Origin of the sequence: Barnesiella sp. WM24 (assembly GCF_004570975.1) — a bacterium.
GTDB lineage: Bacteria > Bacteroidota > Bacteroidia > Bacteroidales > Muribaculaceae > Muribaculum.
On the sequence record NZ_SPPC01000019.1, the window covers coordinates 1 to 14,474 of the forward strand.

15 protein-coding genes and 1 pseudogene are annotated in these 14,474 nt (G+C 45.4%); 6 read left to right on the top strand and 10 right to left on the bottom strand.

Annotation, left to right across the window (positions count from 1 at the left end):
• Positions 1-628 (bottom strand): annotated as a pseudogene (locus E4T81_RS15060) (hypothetical protein); the annotation flags it as partial.
• Between the two features lie 7 nt (positions 629-635).
• Positions 636-1,874 carry an ATP-binding protein gene (locus E4T81_RS15065; RefSeq protein ID WP_135046010.1) on the bottom strand — a complete coding sequence of 413 codons (1,239 nt, stop codon included), beginning with the start codon at positions 1,872-1,874 and terminating at the stop codon, positions 636-638.
• Between the two features lie 203 nt (positions 1,875-2,077).
• Here E4T81_RS15065 and E4T81_RS15070 point away from each other — a divergent pair, with 203 nt between their 5' ends.
• Positions 2,078-2,431 carry a M28 family peptidase gene (locus E4T81_RS15070; protein WP_135046012.1) on the top strand — a complete coding sequence of 118 codons (354 nt, stop codon included), beginning with the start codon at positions 2,078-2,080 and terminating at the stop codon, positions 2,429-2,431.
• Positions 2,432-2,520: 89 nt separating this feature from the next.
• Here the strand turns inward: E4T81_RS15070 and E4T81_RS15075 are convergent, their stop codons facing one another.
• The gene (locus E4T81_RS15075) at positions 2,521-3,630 is read right to left on the bottom strand and encodes a carboxymuconolactone decarboxylase family protein (RefSeq protein WP_245207109.1); all 1,110 of its coding nucleotides are present in this window, start codon (positions 3,628-3,630) and stop codon (positions 2,521-2,523) included.
• Positions 3,631-3,914: 284 nt separating this feature from the next.
• On the opposite strand from E4T81_RS15075, the gene E4T81_RS15080 reads away from it, so the two are divergent.
• The 3 genes from E4T81_RS15080 to E4T81_RS15090 are packed head-to-tail and all read left to right on the top strand — an operon-like array spanning position 3,915 to position 6,555.
• A complete protein-coding gene (locus E4T81_RS15080) occupies positions 3,915-4,868 on the top strand; it encodes an alpha/beta hydrolase (protein WP_135046016.1) in 954 nt (317 codons plus the stop codon).
• 29 nt (positions 4,869-4,897) lie between these two features.
• Positions 4,898-5,923, top strand: coding sequence for an alpha/beta fold hydrolase (locus E4T81_RS15085; protein WP_245207110.1), 1,026 nt, complete (start codon positions 4,898-4,900; stop codon positions 5,921-5,923).
• Positions 5,924-5,925: 2 nt separating this feature from the next.
• The gene (locus tag E4T81_RS15090; protein WP_135046021.1) at positions 5,926-6,555 is read left to right on the top strand and encodes a flavodoxin family protein; all 630 of its coding nucleotides are present in this window, start codon (positions 5,926-5,928) and stop codon (positions 6,553-6,555) included.
• Between the two features lie 79 nt (positions 6,556-6,634).
• Here E4T81_RS15090 and E4T81_RS15095 read toward each other — a convergent pair whose 3' ends face one another.
• From E4T81_RS15095 to E4T81_RS15125, 7 genes are all read right to left on the bottom strand, one after another.
• Positions 6,635-7,330, bottom strand: coding sequence for a flavodoxin family protein (locus tag E4T81_RS15095; RefSeq protein WP_135046023.1), 696 nt, complete (start codon positions 7,328-7,330; stop codon positions 6,635-6,637).
• A gap of 11 nt (positions 7,331-7,341) precedes the next feature.
• Positions 7,342-8,310, bottom strand: coding sequence for a transporter (locus tag E4T81_RS15100; RefSeq protein ID WP_135046025.1), 969 nt, complete (start codon positions 8,308-8,310; stop codon positions 7,342-7,344).
• Complete coding sequence (locus E4T81_RS15105; RefSeq protein ID WP_209308212.1) at positions 8,307-9,500, bottom strand: iron-containing alcohol dehydrogenase; 1,194 nt, start codon at positions 9,498-9,500, stop codon at positions 8,307-8,309. Before E4T81_RS15105 ends, E4T81_RS15100 begins: the two co-directional genes overlap by 4 nt.
• Before the next feature lie 42 nt (positions 9,501-9,542).
• Positions 9,543-10,502, bottom strand: coding sequence for an aldo/keto reductase (locus tag E4T81_RS15110; RefSeq protein WP_135046031.1), 960 nt, complete (start codon positions 10,500-10,502; stop codon positions 9,543-9,545).
• A gap of 32 nt (positions 10,503-10,534) precedes the next feature.
• Positions 10,535-11,245 carry a flavodoxin gene (locus tag E4T81_RS15115; protein ID WP_135046033.1) on the bottom strand — a complete coding sequence of 237 codons (711 nt, stop codon included), beginning with the start codon at positions 11,243-11,245 and terminating at the stop codon, positions 10,535-10,537.
• A 20-nt stretch (positions 11,246-11,265) separates the two neighbouring features.
• Positions 11,266-11,715: a nuclear transport factor 2 family protein gene (locus E4T81_RS15120; protein WP_135046035.1), complete on the bottom strand. Its 450-nt coding sequence runs from the start codon at positions 11,713-11,715 to the stop codon at positions 11,266-11,268.
• 90 nt (positions 11,716-11,805) lie between these two features.
• A complete protein-coding gene (locus E4T81_RS15125; RefSeq protein WP_135046037.1) occupies positions 11,806-12,612 on the bottom strand; it encodes a helix-turn-helix domain-containing protein in 807 nt (268 codons plus the stop codon).
• A 208-nt stretch (positions 12,613-12,820) separates the two neighbouring features.
• Here E4T81_RS15125 and E4T81_RS15130 point away from each other — a divergent pair, with 208 nt between their 5' ends.
• Both E4T81_RS15130 and E4T81_RS15135 read left to right on the top strand, forming a co-directional pair.
• On the top strand, positions 12,821-13,417 hold the full coding sequence (locus E4T81_RS15130; RefSeq protein ID WP_135046039.1) for a flavodoxin: 597 nt from the start codon (positions 12,821-12,823) through the stop codon (positions 13,415-13,417).
• Positions 13,414-14,472, top strand: a complete 1,059-nt coding sequence (locus tag E4T81_RS15135; protein ID WP_135046041.1) for an alpha/beta hydrolase — start codon at positions 13,414-13,416, stop codon at positions 14,470-14,472. The genes E4T81_RS15130 and E4T81_RS15135 overlap by 4 nt, the downstream gene beginning before the upstream one ends.
• Positions 14,473-14,474 lie beyond the last annotated feature (2 nt).

Sequence of the window (14,474 nt, forward strand, 5' to 3'; positions counted from 1 at the left end):
TACGTGAATGTCCTTCTTGTTTCAATAAGAAGATGTCCATAATTCCTGTTGACATCTTTTTTTTTTTTTTAGATGTGTATAAGAGACAGCAATAATTATGTCTGCTACCGCATCTACAGAACGGAAAAGACTTATGTCTAATAAACAATACAATGAGATATGTTCCTTCTAAATCAAATAGTTCATCGCATTCACATATATGAGATTTTCGTTTATCTGTGTCAATTGGAATATTGCTAATGCGTTTATTGTAAATTTCCATTCGCCGAATGCAAATATGCATGATAGGTTGGAAATCGACGATAGAGTCGATTGGAGTCCACCTTACACCTTTTCCATATGGGTTATAGTACTTTATATCGTTATAATCTTTATTCTTTCGAAGAAATGAACCATCTGCATGATAAGACATTTCTGCTTTTGATATAAAAGTAGATGATTCCATTTCTAGTTCAGTCATTACCCCATCTTCTCGTGTATTACCATCTTTTTCTATAATAAATACATTATAAAAATCAGTTATTTTAAGATCTACTTTACCATTATCTGCCATTTGAACAACACTAAATAACAGGTAGTAGTGTGAGTTCATCTTAAAATAAATATCGACCTTCTCTCTTTTCTTCATATATCGTCTAATATTTTGAAACCTTGAGAATATAAATTCTTTTGCCTTTCCACTCTATTTTTTCTTCTTGGGAGTTGGTGATGACGAGGAGGTTGTCGCAGTGGAGTTCTTCGGCGGCTTCGACGAGGGCATCGAGTTCGCGTTTTCGGGTTTTCTCGGAGGACATATCGTAGCAGACTTGTATGAGTTGTTCTACTTTTGAGCCTTTTCGGGTGACGAAATCAATCTCTTTGTCGTTGCGTGTGCGGTAATAGAACAGTGTTTTACCAGGAATATAGCCACGACGTAGCAATTCGACAAACACTTGGTTCTCCAGCAGACGACCGAGGTTCTCACTGAGATTGAATGCGGTGCTTTGCACAAAACCGTTATCAACCACATACACCTTTTTAGGTGCTTTGGTCATCAATTTCAGTTTGTTGTTGAAGCGCGGCAGGTAGAAGAACAGATACGGTTCTGCCAGATAGTCACAGAATTTCTTTGTCGTTGCAACGCTTGACAAGCCAAGCTCTCCGGCAAGGTCATTGGCAGATATAGGATTGCAGAAGTTGGAGAGTAGGTAAGTGGCAAGATTATATAGATCGGTGGTGTTCCTCACCTTATGTCGTTTGGCGACATCTTTCAGCAGGATGGAATCAAACAGCGTAGAAAGATAACTTTTGGTGATGCTGCGCGCCGGGATTGTTTCCGGGTAACCGCCGTTGCGCATATAGTCATCAGCAAGCGTTACAGCCTGCGCAGCCTGTTCTTCCAGCTGCGGATTGACATTCTTCCATGTCATCGTTTCTTCAAGGCTGAACGGGAGCATCTCAATCTGGAGATAACGCCCTGTAAGGACGGTAGCCATTTCGCGACTCAACATATTGGCATTGCTGCCCGTGATTACGAGGTTCTTGCCTCGACGGTAGAGCTTACTGACCCACAGATCCCAGCCGGGAAGATTCTGGACTTCATCAAGCAGCATGAAGTCATATCCGGGATAGACATCTTCAAGTGCTGACATCGCCAAGTCTTCATTCCACTTTTCAAGCAACTGATTGTCGTCGAAATTGAGATAAGCGAAATTCTTGCCCTGTAACATAAGCAGAGCAAAAACCGATTTGCCCACCCTACGAGGCCCAGTTATAAGTTTGATAAGCGGATTTTGCAACAGTTCGTCGGCGTCATACCTTGTATGCCGTTGCTGATAAGGGCGCGACATAAGTTCGTCACGCTCCACCCGCTGATTGAGTATCGTTGTTTTCATTGCAATCTGTTTTAGACTGCAAATATAGCTAATTTTATTCATTTGTATCTCCGTATTGAATAAAATAGACAATATTTTATTCAATAGGCTTCCGCTAATTGACTATTTTAATATAATATCCTGTTAACTTCGATAGAAGCTCGATGCGTTTGAATCATATCAGAGCATGGCGGCAATCTGTTTTTCCACAGCCGTGCGTATGAATGAACATGGATTTTGGTTCCGGACGCTTCAAAGGAGTATATCTTGAAGAAAACGATATGGCGTTACCATTCTTTGAAGCGTGGAAGAAACCGTTTGTATTACTTGGATTCGACACTTTTTCTCCCCGTAAAGTCGGAAGTACCGATCATGTAAGTTTTTCACGTCTCGGATTGCCGGCTTATCAGTTTATACAAGATCCTTTGGACTATTTCCGCACAAACCATACAACAATGGATACCTATGAACGTCTTTCTCTTGATGACTTGAAGGTTAATTCTGCGATTGTTGCGAGGCTTGCGTATTGTGCGGCTATGGATGACAACCGCATTCCGATAAAGCCGGGCTTCCCCTGAGAAAATATCAAGATGATAATCCAATACGACAAAGCCACTGACAGAGATGCAGTCTGCCAGTGGCTTTGTTATTTTACCGGGGTTATGGTTTATTTACCGTTATCCCTGAATTTATCTACGACAGGTCGCAAGGGGTTTGAATATTCCGGGCCGAGGTCTGTTTCAATGATATTGAGCAAAGCAGAAAGCTGGTCGGGGGTAAGTCCTTGATGGAGACATATACCCATGTGTGCCGCTGCCATTGGCTCAACTCCGCCAACTCCGGCGATTATGGATACCGTGGCGAGTTCCCTGTCCTGCCACGAAAGAAGGTCACGTGCAAAGATGTCGGCAAACAGATGTTCCTTGAGGAATTTCTCGATTACAGGGGCAAACACCGCATAGCCGGCTTTTGGAGCATCGGCAGGAACACCCGACAGTTCCGCGAGGTTCTTTCTGCCAAGTTCGTATTTTTCAGCATCGGTCATGTCGGGGACAGGGGTTGATTCTTTGCCGATGGTGTCGTTTATTCCTGCTTCTTTGCGACGGTCAAGAACCGACATGAATGTCTGGATCGCGCGCAACGAGCGTGGGAAGCCGGCGTAGGCGTATGCCTGAACAAGTATCTCCTTGATTTCATTGACAGTCATTCCGGCTTCAAGCCCTTGCACAAGTGCTGTTTCAAGATGCTGAAGGTCGCCACGACCTGTATATGCGCCTATCGCCACTATAGCCTGCTGGCGGGGAGACAGCACCCGGTTTGCCTCGGCATATTTATTTGCCGCATCGGTTGTCGCAGTCGCATATTCCGTATCAGAAACCGGAGAAAGCCATGTGACTTCATTGTTTCCCGGATTACACTCAATCGCAATATGAGCGAACCAACTGTCGGGAGCCGCACCGTGCCAGTGTTCGACATCGGGAGCTATCTCCACTATATCGCCCGGATACAGGCGGCGTGCCGGTTTTCCTTTCTCATGATAATAACCGATGCCTGCGGTCGCAATCAGGATCTGACCGCCTGAGTGGCGGTGCCAGTTATTGCGGCAGCCCGGCTCAAAGGTCACATTGAACATCGGCACATTCAGCTCCTTGACCTCCGACAGAGGATACAGGTATGCTGTGCCTATAAAATTCGGATTGCCAGTCATGGCGTTTCCGATTGGATATGGCTGTTCAAACTGTTGAGCAACCATCGTGAATGATGAAATTATTGCCATAGTCGCCAATAATATTTTTTTGAATTTCATAACTGTGAATTTTGCTGTTATTCGAGATAGAGCAAAATTACATAACTAATAACAAACCGTAGTTTTGAATAATACGGAGACTTTTACCTAAATTTCCGATATGAATTGTAAGATATGAATCAGTATTCTGGATACTAATACTTTGTGTTAACTGAAACGTTTTTATTTTCTCCGAATTTGGATATTATAGCCGAAAAAAGTATAAAGCCATCGACGACACATTTTCGTTATTTTGGTACAAAATTCAATTACAGATGAAAAAGATTTTATGTTTACTGATAGTGTTGATGAATATGATACAGGTAAATGCCAGTGACTCACCGAAAATCATCAGCCGCCCGATTGAAAAGGTCAATTTTAATCCGGTGGCTTTTGAAAACAGAGAAAACGGTTTGACGCTCGCGGGAATTTTGTTTACACCGCGTGATTTTGACAAATCAAAACAATATCCGGCGGTAATTGTCGCCGGGCCGATGTACAGCACGAAAGAACTTACGCAGAGTATATATGCGGAGATACTTGCCACACATGGCTATGTCACACTTGTCTATGACAACTCGACGATAGGTTCGAGCGAAGGCCATCCACGTGCATTTGAGGACCCTGCATTGAAAGGCAGTGACGCAAGGAGTGCGATAACATACCTTACGACATTACCATACGTAAATAAAAATGAAATAGGAGCAGTGGGGATATGTGGCTCAGGTTCATACATACCGGCTGGACTTGTGAATGACACAACTGTGAAAGCAATAGTATCCATCGTGCCGTTTACGGTAATGGACCGGATTCACACCGCAACAGACGAGCGACTTCTGAAAGAAAAAGCAGAATATGAATCCGGAGGAGATGCAAAAAGACTGAATCTTATCGAACCGGGAAGCGAGGGTGCTGCCTACTATATGAATCCGGAAAGAGGCGCAGCACCGAATTATGTTCCATGCGTGACATGGTCACAGCTTGAATGGCATAAATTTCATCCGACAGAAATAATCAAGAAACTCCACAAGCCCTATCTTGTCATAACAGCCGAGAATGCTTTTACGCGTCCGGGTGCGGAAGAAATGTATGAGAATGCACCGGGGCCAAAGGAATTCCACATGGTCAAGGGTGCTTCACATTTTGAAATGTACGATGTAGAGCCGTATGTTCTTGAGAATATTGATGTAATATGTAACTTCTTCAATAAATACATGATTGACAAATGAAAATTTTACCGATAATAATCTTTTCGGCTATGAGTATGACAAGTTTTGCTACAAAGCCGCTTATGATTGAGCGACAGGGGCAATTTCCGGTCGGAGGCACCACCATTGAGCGTCCCGGCACATTTGACCCCGACACATTTACCGGCTGGACCAATCCGGTTCAGGACGGACAGACATATCGTTGCGACCATGCTTTCGCCCGCTATCAGATACCTGTGAATGCAAAAAAGCTGCCACTTGTATTCGTTCACGGTTTTGGTGGCGATGGAGTCTGCTGGGAAACCACGCCTGACGGGCGTGACGGTTTTGCCACTCTCTTGCTGCGCGAAGGATATCCGACATACGTCCTTGACCTTCCAGGCAGAGGTCATGCCTCTCGCACAAGTGCAGAAGTCACGGTAAAACCCGTGGCTGACGAAGAATTCTGGTTCGACATCTGGCGCATGGGCCTATGGCCCCAGTGGAACGAAGGAATCCAGTTTCCTAAGGATTCACTGAGTGTATCCAACTTTTTCAGGCAGATGGTGCCCGACCTGAGCAACCATCAGCTCGATGTGGCAGCTCTTGACGCCGTGTCGCAGAAAATCGGCGACAATATTCTTGTGACCCACTCGGCGGGAGGCTTTCCCGGATGGATGGCGGCAATGAACAATCCTCAGGTAAAAGGAGTGGTGGCTCTTGAACCTGGAGGCTTTGTCTTTCCAGAAGGTGAGGTGCCTGAACCACTGCCGGGACTAACGGGAGGACTTGCCGGAGTGGCGGTAGCCCCTGAAAGGTTCATGGAACTTACAAAGAAGCCGATCGTCATATATTTCGGCGATTATATTCCCGAATCAAATGCTACGACATTGGGTGGAAGCAACTGGGAAGTCCGCCTGAAGATGGCCCGTGAGTTTGTAAACGCAATCAATCGTCACGGCGGCAATGCCACACTTGTCGAACTTCCGAAAATCGGTATCCGAGGCAACTCCCATTTTCTTATGCAGGAGCTTAACAACGATGTTATTGCCGCGCACGTTGCTCAATGGCTGCAACAAAATAATCTTGCTGACTGACTATGAACGTACTTGTAATAAACGGAAGCCCTGAAATCCACGGTTGCACAGACAGGGCATTACTGGAAGTTGAGCGTATCCTGAATCAAAACGGGATTGATACTCATCGTGTAAATATCGGCAATAAGGATGTCAGAGGCTGTATCGGTTGTCGGAAATGTCGAACAACAAGCAGATGTGTATTCAGCGATGTTGTAAACGAAACGGCTCCGCTTTTTGCCGCGTGCGACGGTCTGTTGATTGGCACTCCTACCTATTTTGCCGGAGCCAATGGTCAGTTGCTGTCTTTCCTTGACCGACTGTTTTATTCGACAATGGGAGCTTTTGACAAGACAATGAAAGTCGGGGCTGCTGTTATTTCGTCCCGGCGTGCAGGTTCAACTTCCGCGTTCGATGAAATCAACAAATACTTCACCATATCGTCAATGCCGGTCGTATCCAGCACATACTGGAACGAAGTACACGGTTATACCTCCGAAGATGTTGAAAAAGACAAAGAAGGACTCCAGACCATGCGCAATCTCGGTCATAATATGGCTTTCCTTATAAAAGCCATAAAATCAGCCAAAGAAGCTATCGGGATTCCCGAACAAGAAAGAGGTGTCTTTACAAATTTCTTTGCACGGGATTAATCAGTCTCTTCTCATACGAATAAAACGGCATTACGGTGAAATTCCATAATGCCGCTTTATTTAATTAGTATGTGTGGTCTTAAATTGTCTTGCCGAGATTGTATGCTTCCTGCATATATTGGGACTGCTCCACGGCTCCCTTTCTTCCCATACCGATGGCTTTAACCATTCCTCTTTCAACAGGATTTGGCAGACATACGACAAAGCCTCGGAACGCGAATATCGCGGTCTCCGCAGTGGAATCCTCGGCATCGGCACATGCCGTAATATAGTAGAATTCTTTACCGGCAAGTCCCTTGTTGCGAAAACAACGGTCCATGAGAGTTTTAAGCTGTCCGTCGATGTTCATGTAATAGACAGGACTTGACAACACTATGATGTCGGCGTTTACCATCTTGTTGATAATAAGTGGAGCCTGATCATCGGAGGCTACAGAATCGGCTGAATGTTCATGCTGTTCATGGAAAAAGTCGATTTTGTAATCGTCAAGAAAGACTTTCTCCACATTGCCCCCCGCTTCCTGAGCTCCGCGCACAAACTCATCGCAAAGTAAATCAGTATTACCGCCTTTACGCGGGCTTGCCGACAGCACAAGCACATTCTTACGGCTCTTGTTGATTGTCGAAGTATCCGACTGCGCGATGTTATATACCGGCAGATTCTGCTCGACTCCACTTGTAGAATTACCATCTGCAACCCCACCTGTTTTTCCGCATGAAACCGCGCACAGGCAAAGAAGAGCGACGGCAGACTGTGTTATGATTGATTTATTCATTCTGATAAATTTTAACGTTGTTTATTGTTATGTACTCTGTTGTAATGCCATAGCTGCCAGCTGTTGATTATATTCTGCCAAAGAATATAACTTCCCGGAGCTATCGAGGTTATGGGGATAAGGTAGGTGTATGAAACCCATATGGCGAATACCGTGTTTTTCTGTCCAAGTCCCTGACCTCCGCTTATACGGTCGTTGTACCATCCTCCTATTATCTTTCCGGCCGCAAATTGCACACAGCAGGCTACAAGTCCGACAACCGACAAAGTGACAATAAGATGAACGGCGGCATTACTGTTGACTATTGACCTGAGAGTCTGACCGACGACAACCATCAATGCGATACCCCACAGATAAAATGCCACTGATCCGCAATATCTGAGGATAATATCCAGTACTTTTGGCAGAAATACCCTTACACCCCATGCAACAAAAAACGGGAAGATAAGCAAGGGGAACACCTGTCGGCTAATCAGTACGAGCTGATGGATGAATGATGTGTCTCCTTTACCTTCAATCAAAGGAAATACCAGAGGGATGGCTATTGCCGCGGCAAGGTTGCTGGTTATTGTATAAGAGGTCAGTGAAGCCTCGTTGCCTCCGAGTTTCCCGGTAATCACAGCGGCGGCGGTCGCTGTCGGTGCAATCAGACACACCATAGCCCCCTCTGCCGCAATTCTGTAAGGGAATGACGGAAACGCGAAAAGCAGACCTCCTATAAGACCGCACGATATAAGCTGGAATGCCACAAGTATCAAGTGCCATTTCTTCACCTGCATGTGTGCGGGATTGATTTTGCAGAATGTGAAAAACAACATTACAAAAACCAACACAGGTATGAAATAAGACACAAAAGACTCCGTGACTCCTTTAAGCGGCGAGAGGAATCCAATCAGATGAAATGCCAGAAAAATCAGCGTTCCGGCAGCTATGCTGATTGGTAACGTCCACTCCTTGTATATTCGTAATGCAGCATTCATGCCTGTGACATACAAGACTTGTAAATATCTACAAGTTCATCGACCGTAAACGCACTGTCGGACGCAAGTTTCTCCGCAGCTTCACGCAGGCGTGATTCATCGGGTGTATCGCCATATTCAGAATAGCAGACCGGCAAGCCTATTGATTTGAAATAAGTTCTAAGTCTGTCACATCCAACCTGAATCAAGTCCTTCTCACCGGCAAGTTCAGGAAAAACAGCCGTCAGATACCGCTCAACATCAGTCTGATGATATTTCGCTATTGCTCTCAACCATTCAGGGAATAAGACAGTAAACGCCTGACGGTAATGCAGAGGCATACACAATCTTATGACTTCCACATCGTTGTAAAGGCTGAAACACCATGATAGTTGCTTTCCGCAATACAATAGTTTGCTTGTAGTCATGGCAGAAGCCCACATCTGAGCGGCACGGGCGTCGTAATCATGCGGATTTTTCTGGACTGCAGCGATACTGTTTCTTACCGAGTTCATTATGCTCAATCCAAAACTGTCGGTTAACGGGAATGAGCCGCCCAAAAACGGCACACTTGCCTGAATGAACGTAACAATTCCGGCGTATGCGCTCTGGACTTTATCAAGGGTAAACGTAAATTCGGGATTAAGTAGCGAAAAATCTGCAAAAAAACCGTACAACGAGCCATGTCTGCCTGTTTCGGTATCATCAATCTCCGCTGATGCGTCTGCCTCCGATCCACCCGAAGGATAGGTCGGCACACACCCTATGATAAGCCGTTCCTCATGTCCGGTCACCGGCTTGTCGAATGTAAGGTATTCCCAGATGTCATCATGCTTTGCACCAAATGCTATCATTTTGGCTATGTCCATACAGGAACATCCGCCAACGCCGATAACGCAACTGATGTTATGCTCATGACATAATGAGATTCCCTCTTCCACATACCTGTAATATGGTCCGATACAACCAGGCAACTCATGCCATCTGATACCGCTTGAGTCCATTATTGCTGTCAGTGCTTCGTAAGCTCCGTTGAACTTTGCTGAGGCTCCGCCATATACAAGCAGAACATCGCTTCCCACAGGTATCTGCTCAGGAAGATGCGACACCGCATCTTTACCGAAGAATATATTGACCGGGGTCTGAAAATGAAAATTACTGCAAGTGTAATTAGCCTTGTTGGTCTTGTCTTTGTCCAAGACAGCTTCCATTCTGCTTTGTTTTTCTTCTTCCATTTTATATCAAATTACATATCAGTCAGGAAGTTCGGCACGGGTTAAAATCCTCTGCTTATCCTCGAGCGACATATTGAAGAACCTTTTTTCTTTGTTCAACTCATGGATCTGTTCCATTTCTTCCGGAGTGAGCTCAAAATCGAATATATTGATATTTTCTGAAATATAGCCGTGGTCTGTCGCGCCCGGTATTACAGAAAAACCTTTCTGTATGTGCCAACGCAATATTACCTGCGCCGGCGTCTTGCCATGAGTTTTGGCTATGTTCATCAGTACCGGGTCACGGAACAATGCCCCGTTGCTCATAGCACCGCCGAGCGGAAACCAACATTCAACCTGAATATTTTTCTCAGCGGCTTTTTCCTGCCATTTCTCCCGCTGCGCGTATGGGTGAAGTTCAATCTGCAAAGCCACAGGTTTTATTCTTGCCCATTCGTTGACGGCAGTGAAAAGTGTGTCGGCAGCATCGAAATTACTGATACCGAGTGAACGCACTTTACCGGATTCCACAGCCTTTTCCATATCACGCCATGCGCCGCGCCAATCACCGACAGGCTGGTGGACGTAGAGAAGGTCTATATAATCCACACCAAGCCGGTCCAGCATCTTGTCAATGCCTTCGAGCGTCTTCCCTTCGCCGTATTCAGTCGGCCAGACTTTACTCGTAATCCAGACGTCTTCACGAGGCACACCGCTTTCCTTAATGCCCTTTCCGACACCACGCTCTATGCCGTAGGCGTGGGCAGTGTCTATATGTCGGTACCCGTTTTTCAGCGCAAAGCATATGGCGTCAGCCATTATGCTGTCACCGGGGACATTGAACGTGCCTATTCCAAATCGGGGCATTGCAAGCCCGTTGTTCAGAATGACGTAAGGCTGGTTGTTTATGGTTGTGTCCTGTAACTCGGAATGCTTTTGTGCAAATGTGCCAATTGTGACAAGGCATGCACAGAGCGTTAATAATGTTCTTCTGATCATAATGTGCGATTTATTGTCGAACCGGCTCTTATTTACAGGACAACCTTTTCTGTCTTATTCTCACTGCGCACAATATATATGCCTTTCTGCGGCACGGACACCTCCGATTTAATGCCGTCATATACGACATCGCCGGTCGTATTGTAAACCGTTATATTGGCATTGTTGTCAACGGCGACATCATTAATGCCGGAGTTGCCGGGAATCATTCCTATACGGTTCAGCCACTCTGTCACGCCCGATGTGCTGCTGCCTCTTGCTCCGAAGCCTTCAAGATGCTTCGCATCAGGTGTAATCTCCACAATCTTGGCAAGTGTCTCGTCGCGGTATGTTGCCGCGTAAGTGCAGAAAGGTACCACAGTCTTTCCGGCGAAGTCGTAACTTTCAGCAAATGTGTGTATAATCATCGGAGCCTCATGCCACCATACCGGGCAGCCTATGAATATCACATCATAGTCGTCCCAGTTTGCCACCTTGTCCTTTATCGCAGGACGCGCGTTGGTATCCCGTTCTTCAAGAGCCACTTCGGTGCAAGGTGTGTACTCAGAAGGATAAGGCACTACCGGCTCTATTCTGAACAGTTCGCCTTGTGTCTGATTGGCGATGTAGTTCGCAACGGTTTCCGTATTTCCTCCCCAGCTGAAATAAGCTATAAGGATTTTGTTGGGGTTGGCTGCTCCGAGTGAGAGCGGGGCAATAGCTAATGCTATCATCGCTATTGCAAGAAATGTCAGTTTTTTCATATTATTCCTGATTGATTTGTTTATTCGCCTAATGTTTTGGTAAATACGAGAGATATGAGCTTCCATTGCCCGTTATCCATAATATACGTTTCAGTCACGTAAAAAGGAAACCGAACTTCATGCCCTCCTACAACAGAATTAAGATGTATTGTGCTGTAAACTGTTGCCGTCGGACCGGCAAATTTAACTTCCTGCTTATGTATCTCAGCTTTCTTGTACCAGATGCCACCATCCCTGATTGTATTCAGCTCGGCATCCTTGCCCCAATATCCACCCATGTGTACAAACTGGGCGGAATCATGGAAAATGGCTTTTAGTCTATCGACATCTTTATCAGCCATCCATTGCCATTTGTCATTTGACAAATCTATTATCGCCTGTTCTTCATCAGAAAAACAAGGAGCGTTTTGTGCGGTCAATAAGACTGCACCTAATACTAATGTGATAATGGTCAATATAAAACGATTCATCGTGTCTGTAATTTTTTGCAAAGTTACAGACACGATGACAATGGGTTGTTATGATATTTTCGGAGGGAACAACCGTTTTTACTGAAAACGCTATTCTCTGTATTGGGTAGGGTTCAGACCGAGAGTACGCTGGACATAGCGACTAAAATACGCCGGTGATGAAAATCGGAACATATCCGAAATCTGGACGAAAGTCAGACTCTTGTCGCGCAGAAGCCGGGCTATTTCAAGCGACGTATAGCGGTTTATCCAATAGTTTGCCGGATAACCGCTAACCTTTTTTGAAACCTCCGACAGATATTTCGGGGTAACACACAGGGCATCGGCATAATATGTCACCTCGCGGTTGTGACGGTAATCCCCGTTTTCCAGCATATTCAGAAAACGGCTCATGATTGAGGCGTTCTGTGTGGATATGGAATCTTCTCCGCTGAGGGTTGAATGGAAATCAAAGAAATCGAGTATTGCCGACTGCACGGCGTTGATAAGCAGCTCGCGATAAAAATTGTGCGATGTCTGGTTCAAACGGTAATCAATCCAGCGGAAATCACGCTCGCATACAAACCGTTGTTCGTCGGTCAGGTGCATCACCGGATTAAGAAACAACGCCAACTGACCTTTCATTCCATAATTGGACTGCGGTGTACACAGTTCAATAAAGGGTGCTGTCACATATAGATTTTTAACGGAGAAATCATCCGACATCTTTACGTCATCGAGTAATTTCCCTTTTCTTACAATCATCAAATCTCCCTCATTGAACTCGAAGGTCTGACCGTTGAAACTGAATGTGGATTTGCCTCCCGTGCATAAAGCATGGGAGAGATAATCCTTATAACGGTCCTTGCCGATACCGTCAATGGAGTCGGAGATTATAACATCATTCAACTTTTCCATGCGCAAATTTACAAATAATTGCTCATATTCCAATTGTAATTATTTCGGTGTCAACATACAAAATCACAGAACACAACGTATCCAACCAAAAATCAGATAAAGTCATCAGTCATTTTCGGGGATTTTAGCATCACGCACCGAATTTAGGGTAACAGCCGGAAGTGAGATTAGACATAATTTTGCATCAGAACAATTAAACATAATTACAATGAAGAAAATATTTTCATTATTTGTTTCTGCGATTGTGTCTATATCGCTGATTGCCTGTGGCAACGATGAGCCGGAACCGGAAATCCCCGGTGGCGACAATACCGAGGTGCCAGAAAACAGTAAAATTCTTGTAGCATACTTCAGTTGGGGTGGAACTACCCGCCGAATGGCACAGCAGATTGCGGAGCAGACAGGAGGTACACTCTTTGAAATAGAACCTGTTGTGCCATATCCTGCCGAATATACGCCATGCACCGAGGTGGCTTTGGAGGAACGTGATACAGACGCTCGACCGGCTATAAAGAATACGGTAGAGGATATGGAATCCTACGACATAGTGTTTATCGGTTGCCCGGTATGGTGGCACACCGCACCTATGATTATAAGCACCTTTACAGAGAGCTACGATCTGAAAGGCAAGATTGTAGTGCCTTTCTGCACATACGCTTCTACATATCGCGATGAAACGCTCCGTAAGATTGTCGACCTTACCCCTGAATCTACCCATCTCGCGGGTCTTGGACTTACAAGCGGGAGTGTCAACAGTTCCAATATCGCGACATGGCTTAAAAATATAAATGTAGTCAAGGAATGAAGCGCATTTGTTTTTTTCTTTTTGTAATATCCTTGACCGGCACCGGCATGTCATGCGCTGAGGGAACAGACAATCCGATAGTCGATGAAACAACTACATTGCCGGGGTCTGAGATATATGACAATGCGGTGATGTCCGGGACTGTCAATTTGTGGCGACAAGGAAATATCCCGACCGTCACACGTAATGTAAATAACTCCGACGGACCTGACTTCATACCGAATATGGAAGTGTTCACTGTCGGAGAAGACACAGCCCCCAAAGGAGCGGTCATCATCTGTCCCGGAGGAGCGTTTATGTTCCGTAGTATGCAGAACGAAGGATACGACATAGCGGATATGCTTGTGCCGATGGGATATCAGTGCTTTATCGTAAATTACCGCATCCGGCCATATACCATGCAGGAAAGTGCCACCGACCTTCAGCGTGCCATCAGGTATGTAAAGGCTCATGCCGATGAATACCGTATAAATCCTGACAATATAGCTTTGGTCGGTTTTTCTGCCGGAGGCATACTGAACGGAGAGGTTTTGCTGAACTGGCGTGACCTTACAAACGGAACTGCCCTTGACAACAGCTATGTGCCTGATGTACTTGACAAAGTGCCGGTTTCCGCCTGTGCTGTGGGTATGATATATTCTTTCTACGGGCGTCTGAGTGTATCAATGAACGATGTGGAAACACTGCGTGCCGCCAATCTGCCACCGGCCTTCTATTGCTGGGGAACACGCGATGGATTTGCCGGCCAGTTCACTCAAAACGCCGGCGCAGTCGAACAGGCAGGATATAGGATAGAACGTAAGATTCTACAGAACTATCCTCACGGATATGGGTCTGGTGGCAATTCCGCCGTATGGGGCAATGATTTCGACAGATTCCTGATGTCGATAATGTCTGAAAATTCAGCGGTAGATGATGTTTCTGTAAATGTGGAAAGTGATGTTGTTGAAGCAATGTATGATATAAACGGACGTCAAGTCACTCCGGAAACTGCAAAAAACGGGATATATGTTGTAAAGCGCACTACCGGTACTTCAAAAATTTTATTAAACTGACT

Excerpts from the sequence above, each read along its gene's own strand:
- E4T81_RS15065 (WP_135046010.1), bottom strand. The coding sequence starts at position 1,874 with ATGAAAACAACGATACTCAATCAGCGGGTGGAGCGTGACGAACTTATG.
- E4T81_RS15070 (WP_135046012.1), top strand. The coding sequence starts at position 2,078 with ATGAACATGGATTTTGGTTCCGGACGCTTCAAAGGAGTATATCTTGAA.
- E4T81_RS15075 (WP_245207109.1), bottom strand. The coding sequence starts at position 3,630 with ATGGCAATAATTTCATCATTCACGATGGTTGCTCAACAGTTTGAACAG.
- E4T81_RS15080 (WP_135046016.1), top strand. The coding sequence starts at position 3,915 with ATGAAAAAGATTTTATGTTTACTGATAGTGTTGATGAATATGATACAG.
- E4T81_RS15085 (WP_245207110.1), top strand. The coding sequence starts at position 4,898 with ATGAGTATGACAAGTTTTGCTACAAAGCCGCTTATGATTGAGCGACAG.
- E4T81_RS15090 (WP_135046021.1), top strand. The coding sequence starts at position 5,926 with ATGAACGTACTTGTAATAAACGGAAGCCCTGAAATCCACGGTTGCACA.
- E4T81_RS15095 (WP_135046023.1), bottom strand. The coding sequence starts at position 7,330 with ATGAATAAATCAATCATAACACAGTCTGCCGTCGCTCTTCTTTGCCTG.
- E4T81_RS15100 (WP_135046025.1), bottom strand. The coding sequence starts at position 8,310 with ATGAATGCTGCATTACGAATATACAAGGAGTGGACGTTACCAATCAGC.
- E4T81_RS15105 (WP_209308212.1), bottom strand. The coding sequence starts at position 9,500 with ATGGAAGCTGTCTTGGACAAAGACAAGACCAACAAGGCTAATTACACT.
- E4T81_RS15110 (WP_135046031.1), bottom strand. The coding sequence starts at position 10,502 with ATGATCAGAAGAACATTATTAACGCTCTGTGCATGCCTTGTCACAATT.
- E4T81_RS15115 (WP_135046033.1), bottom strand. The coding sequence starts at position 11,245 with ATGAAAAAACTGACATTTCTTGCAATAGCGATGATAGCATTAGCTATT.
- E4T81_RS15120 (WP_135046035.1), bottom strand. The coding sequence starts at position 11,715 with ATGAATCGTTTTATATTGACCATTATCACATTAGTATTAGGTGCAGTC.
- E4T81_RS15125 (WP_135046037.1), bottom strand. The coding sequence starts at position 12,612 with ATGGAAAAGTTGAATGATGTTATAATCTCCGACTCCATTGACGGTATC.
- E4T81_RS15130 (WP_135046039.1), top strand. The coding sequence starts at position 12,821 with ATGAAGAAAATATTTTCATTATTTGTTTCTGCGATTGTGTCTATATCG.
- E4T81_RS15135 (WP_135046041.1), top strand. The coding sequence starts at position 13,414 with ATGAAGCGCATTTGTTTTTTTCTTTTTGTAATATCCTTGACCGGCACC.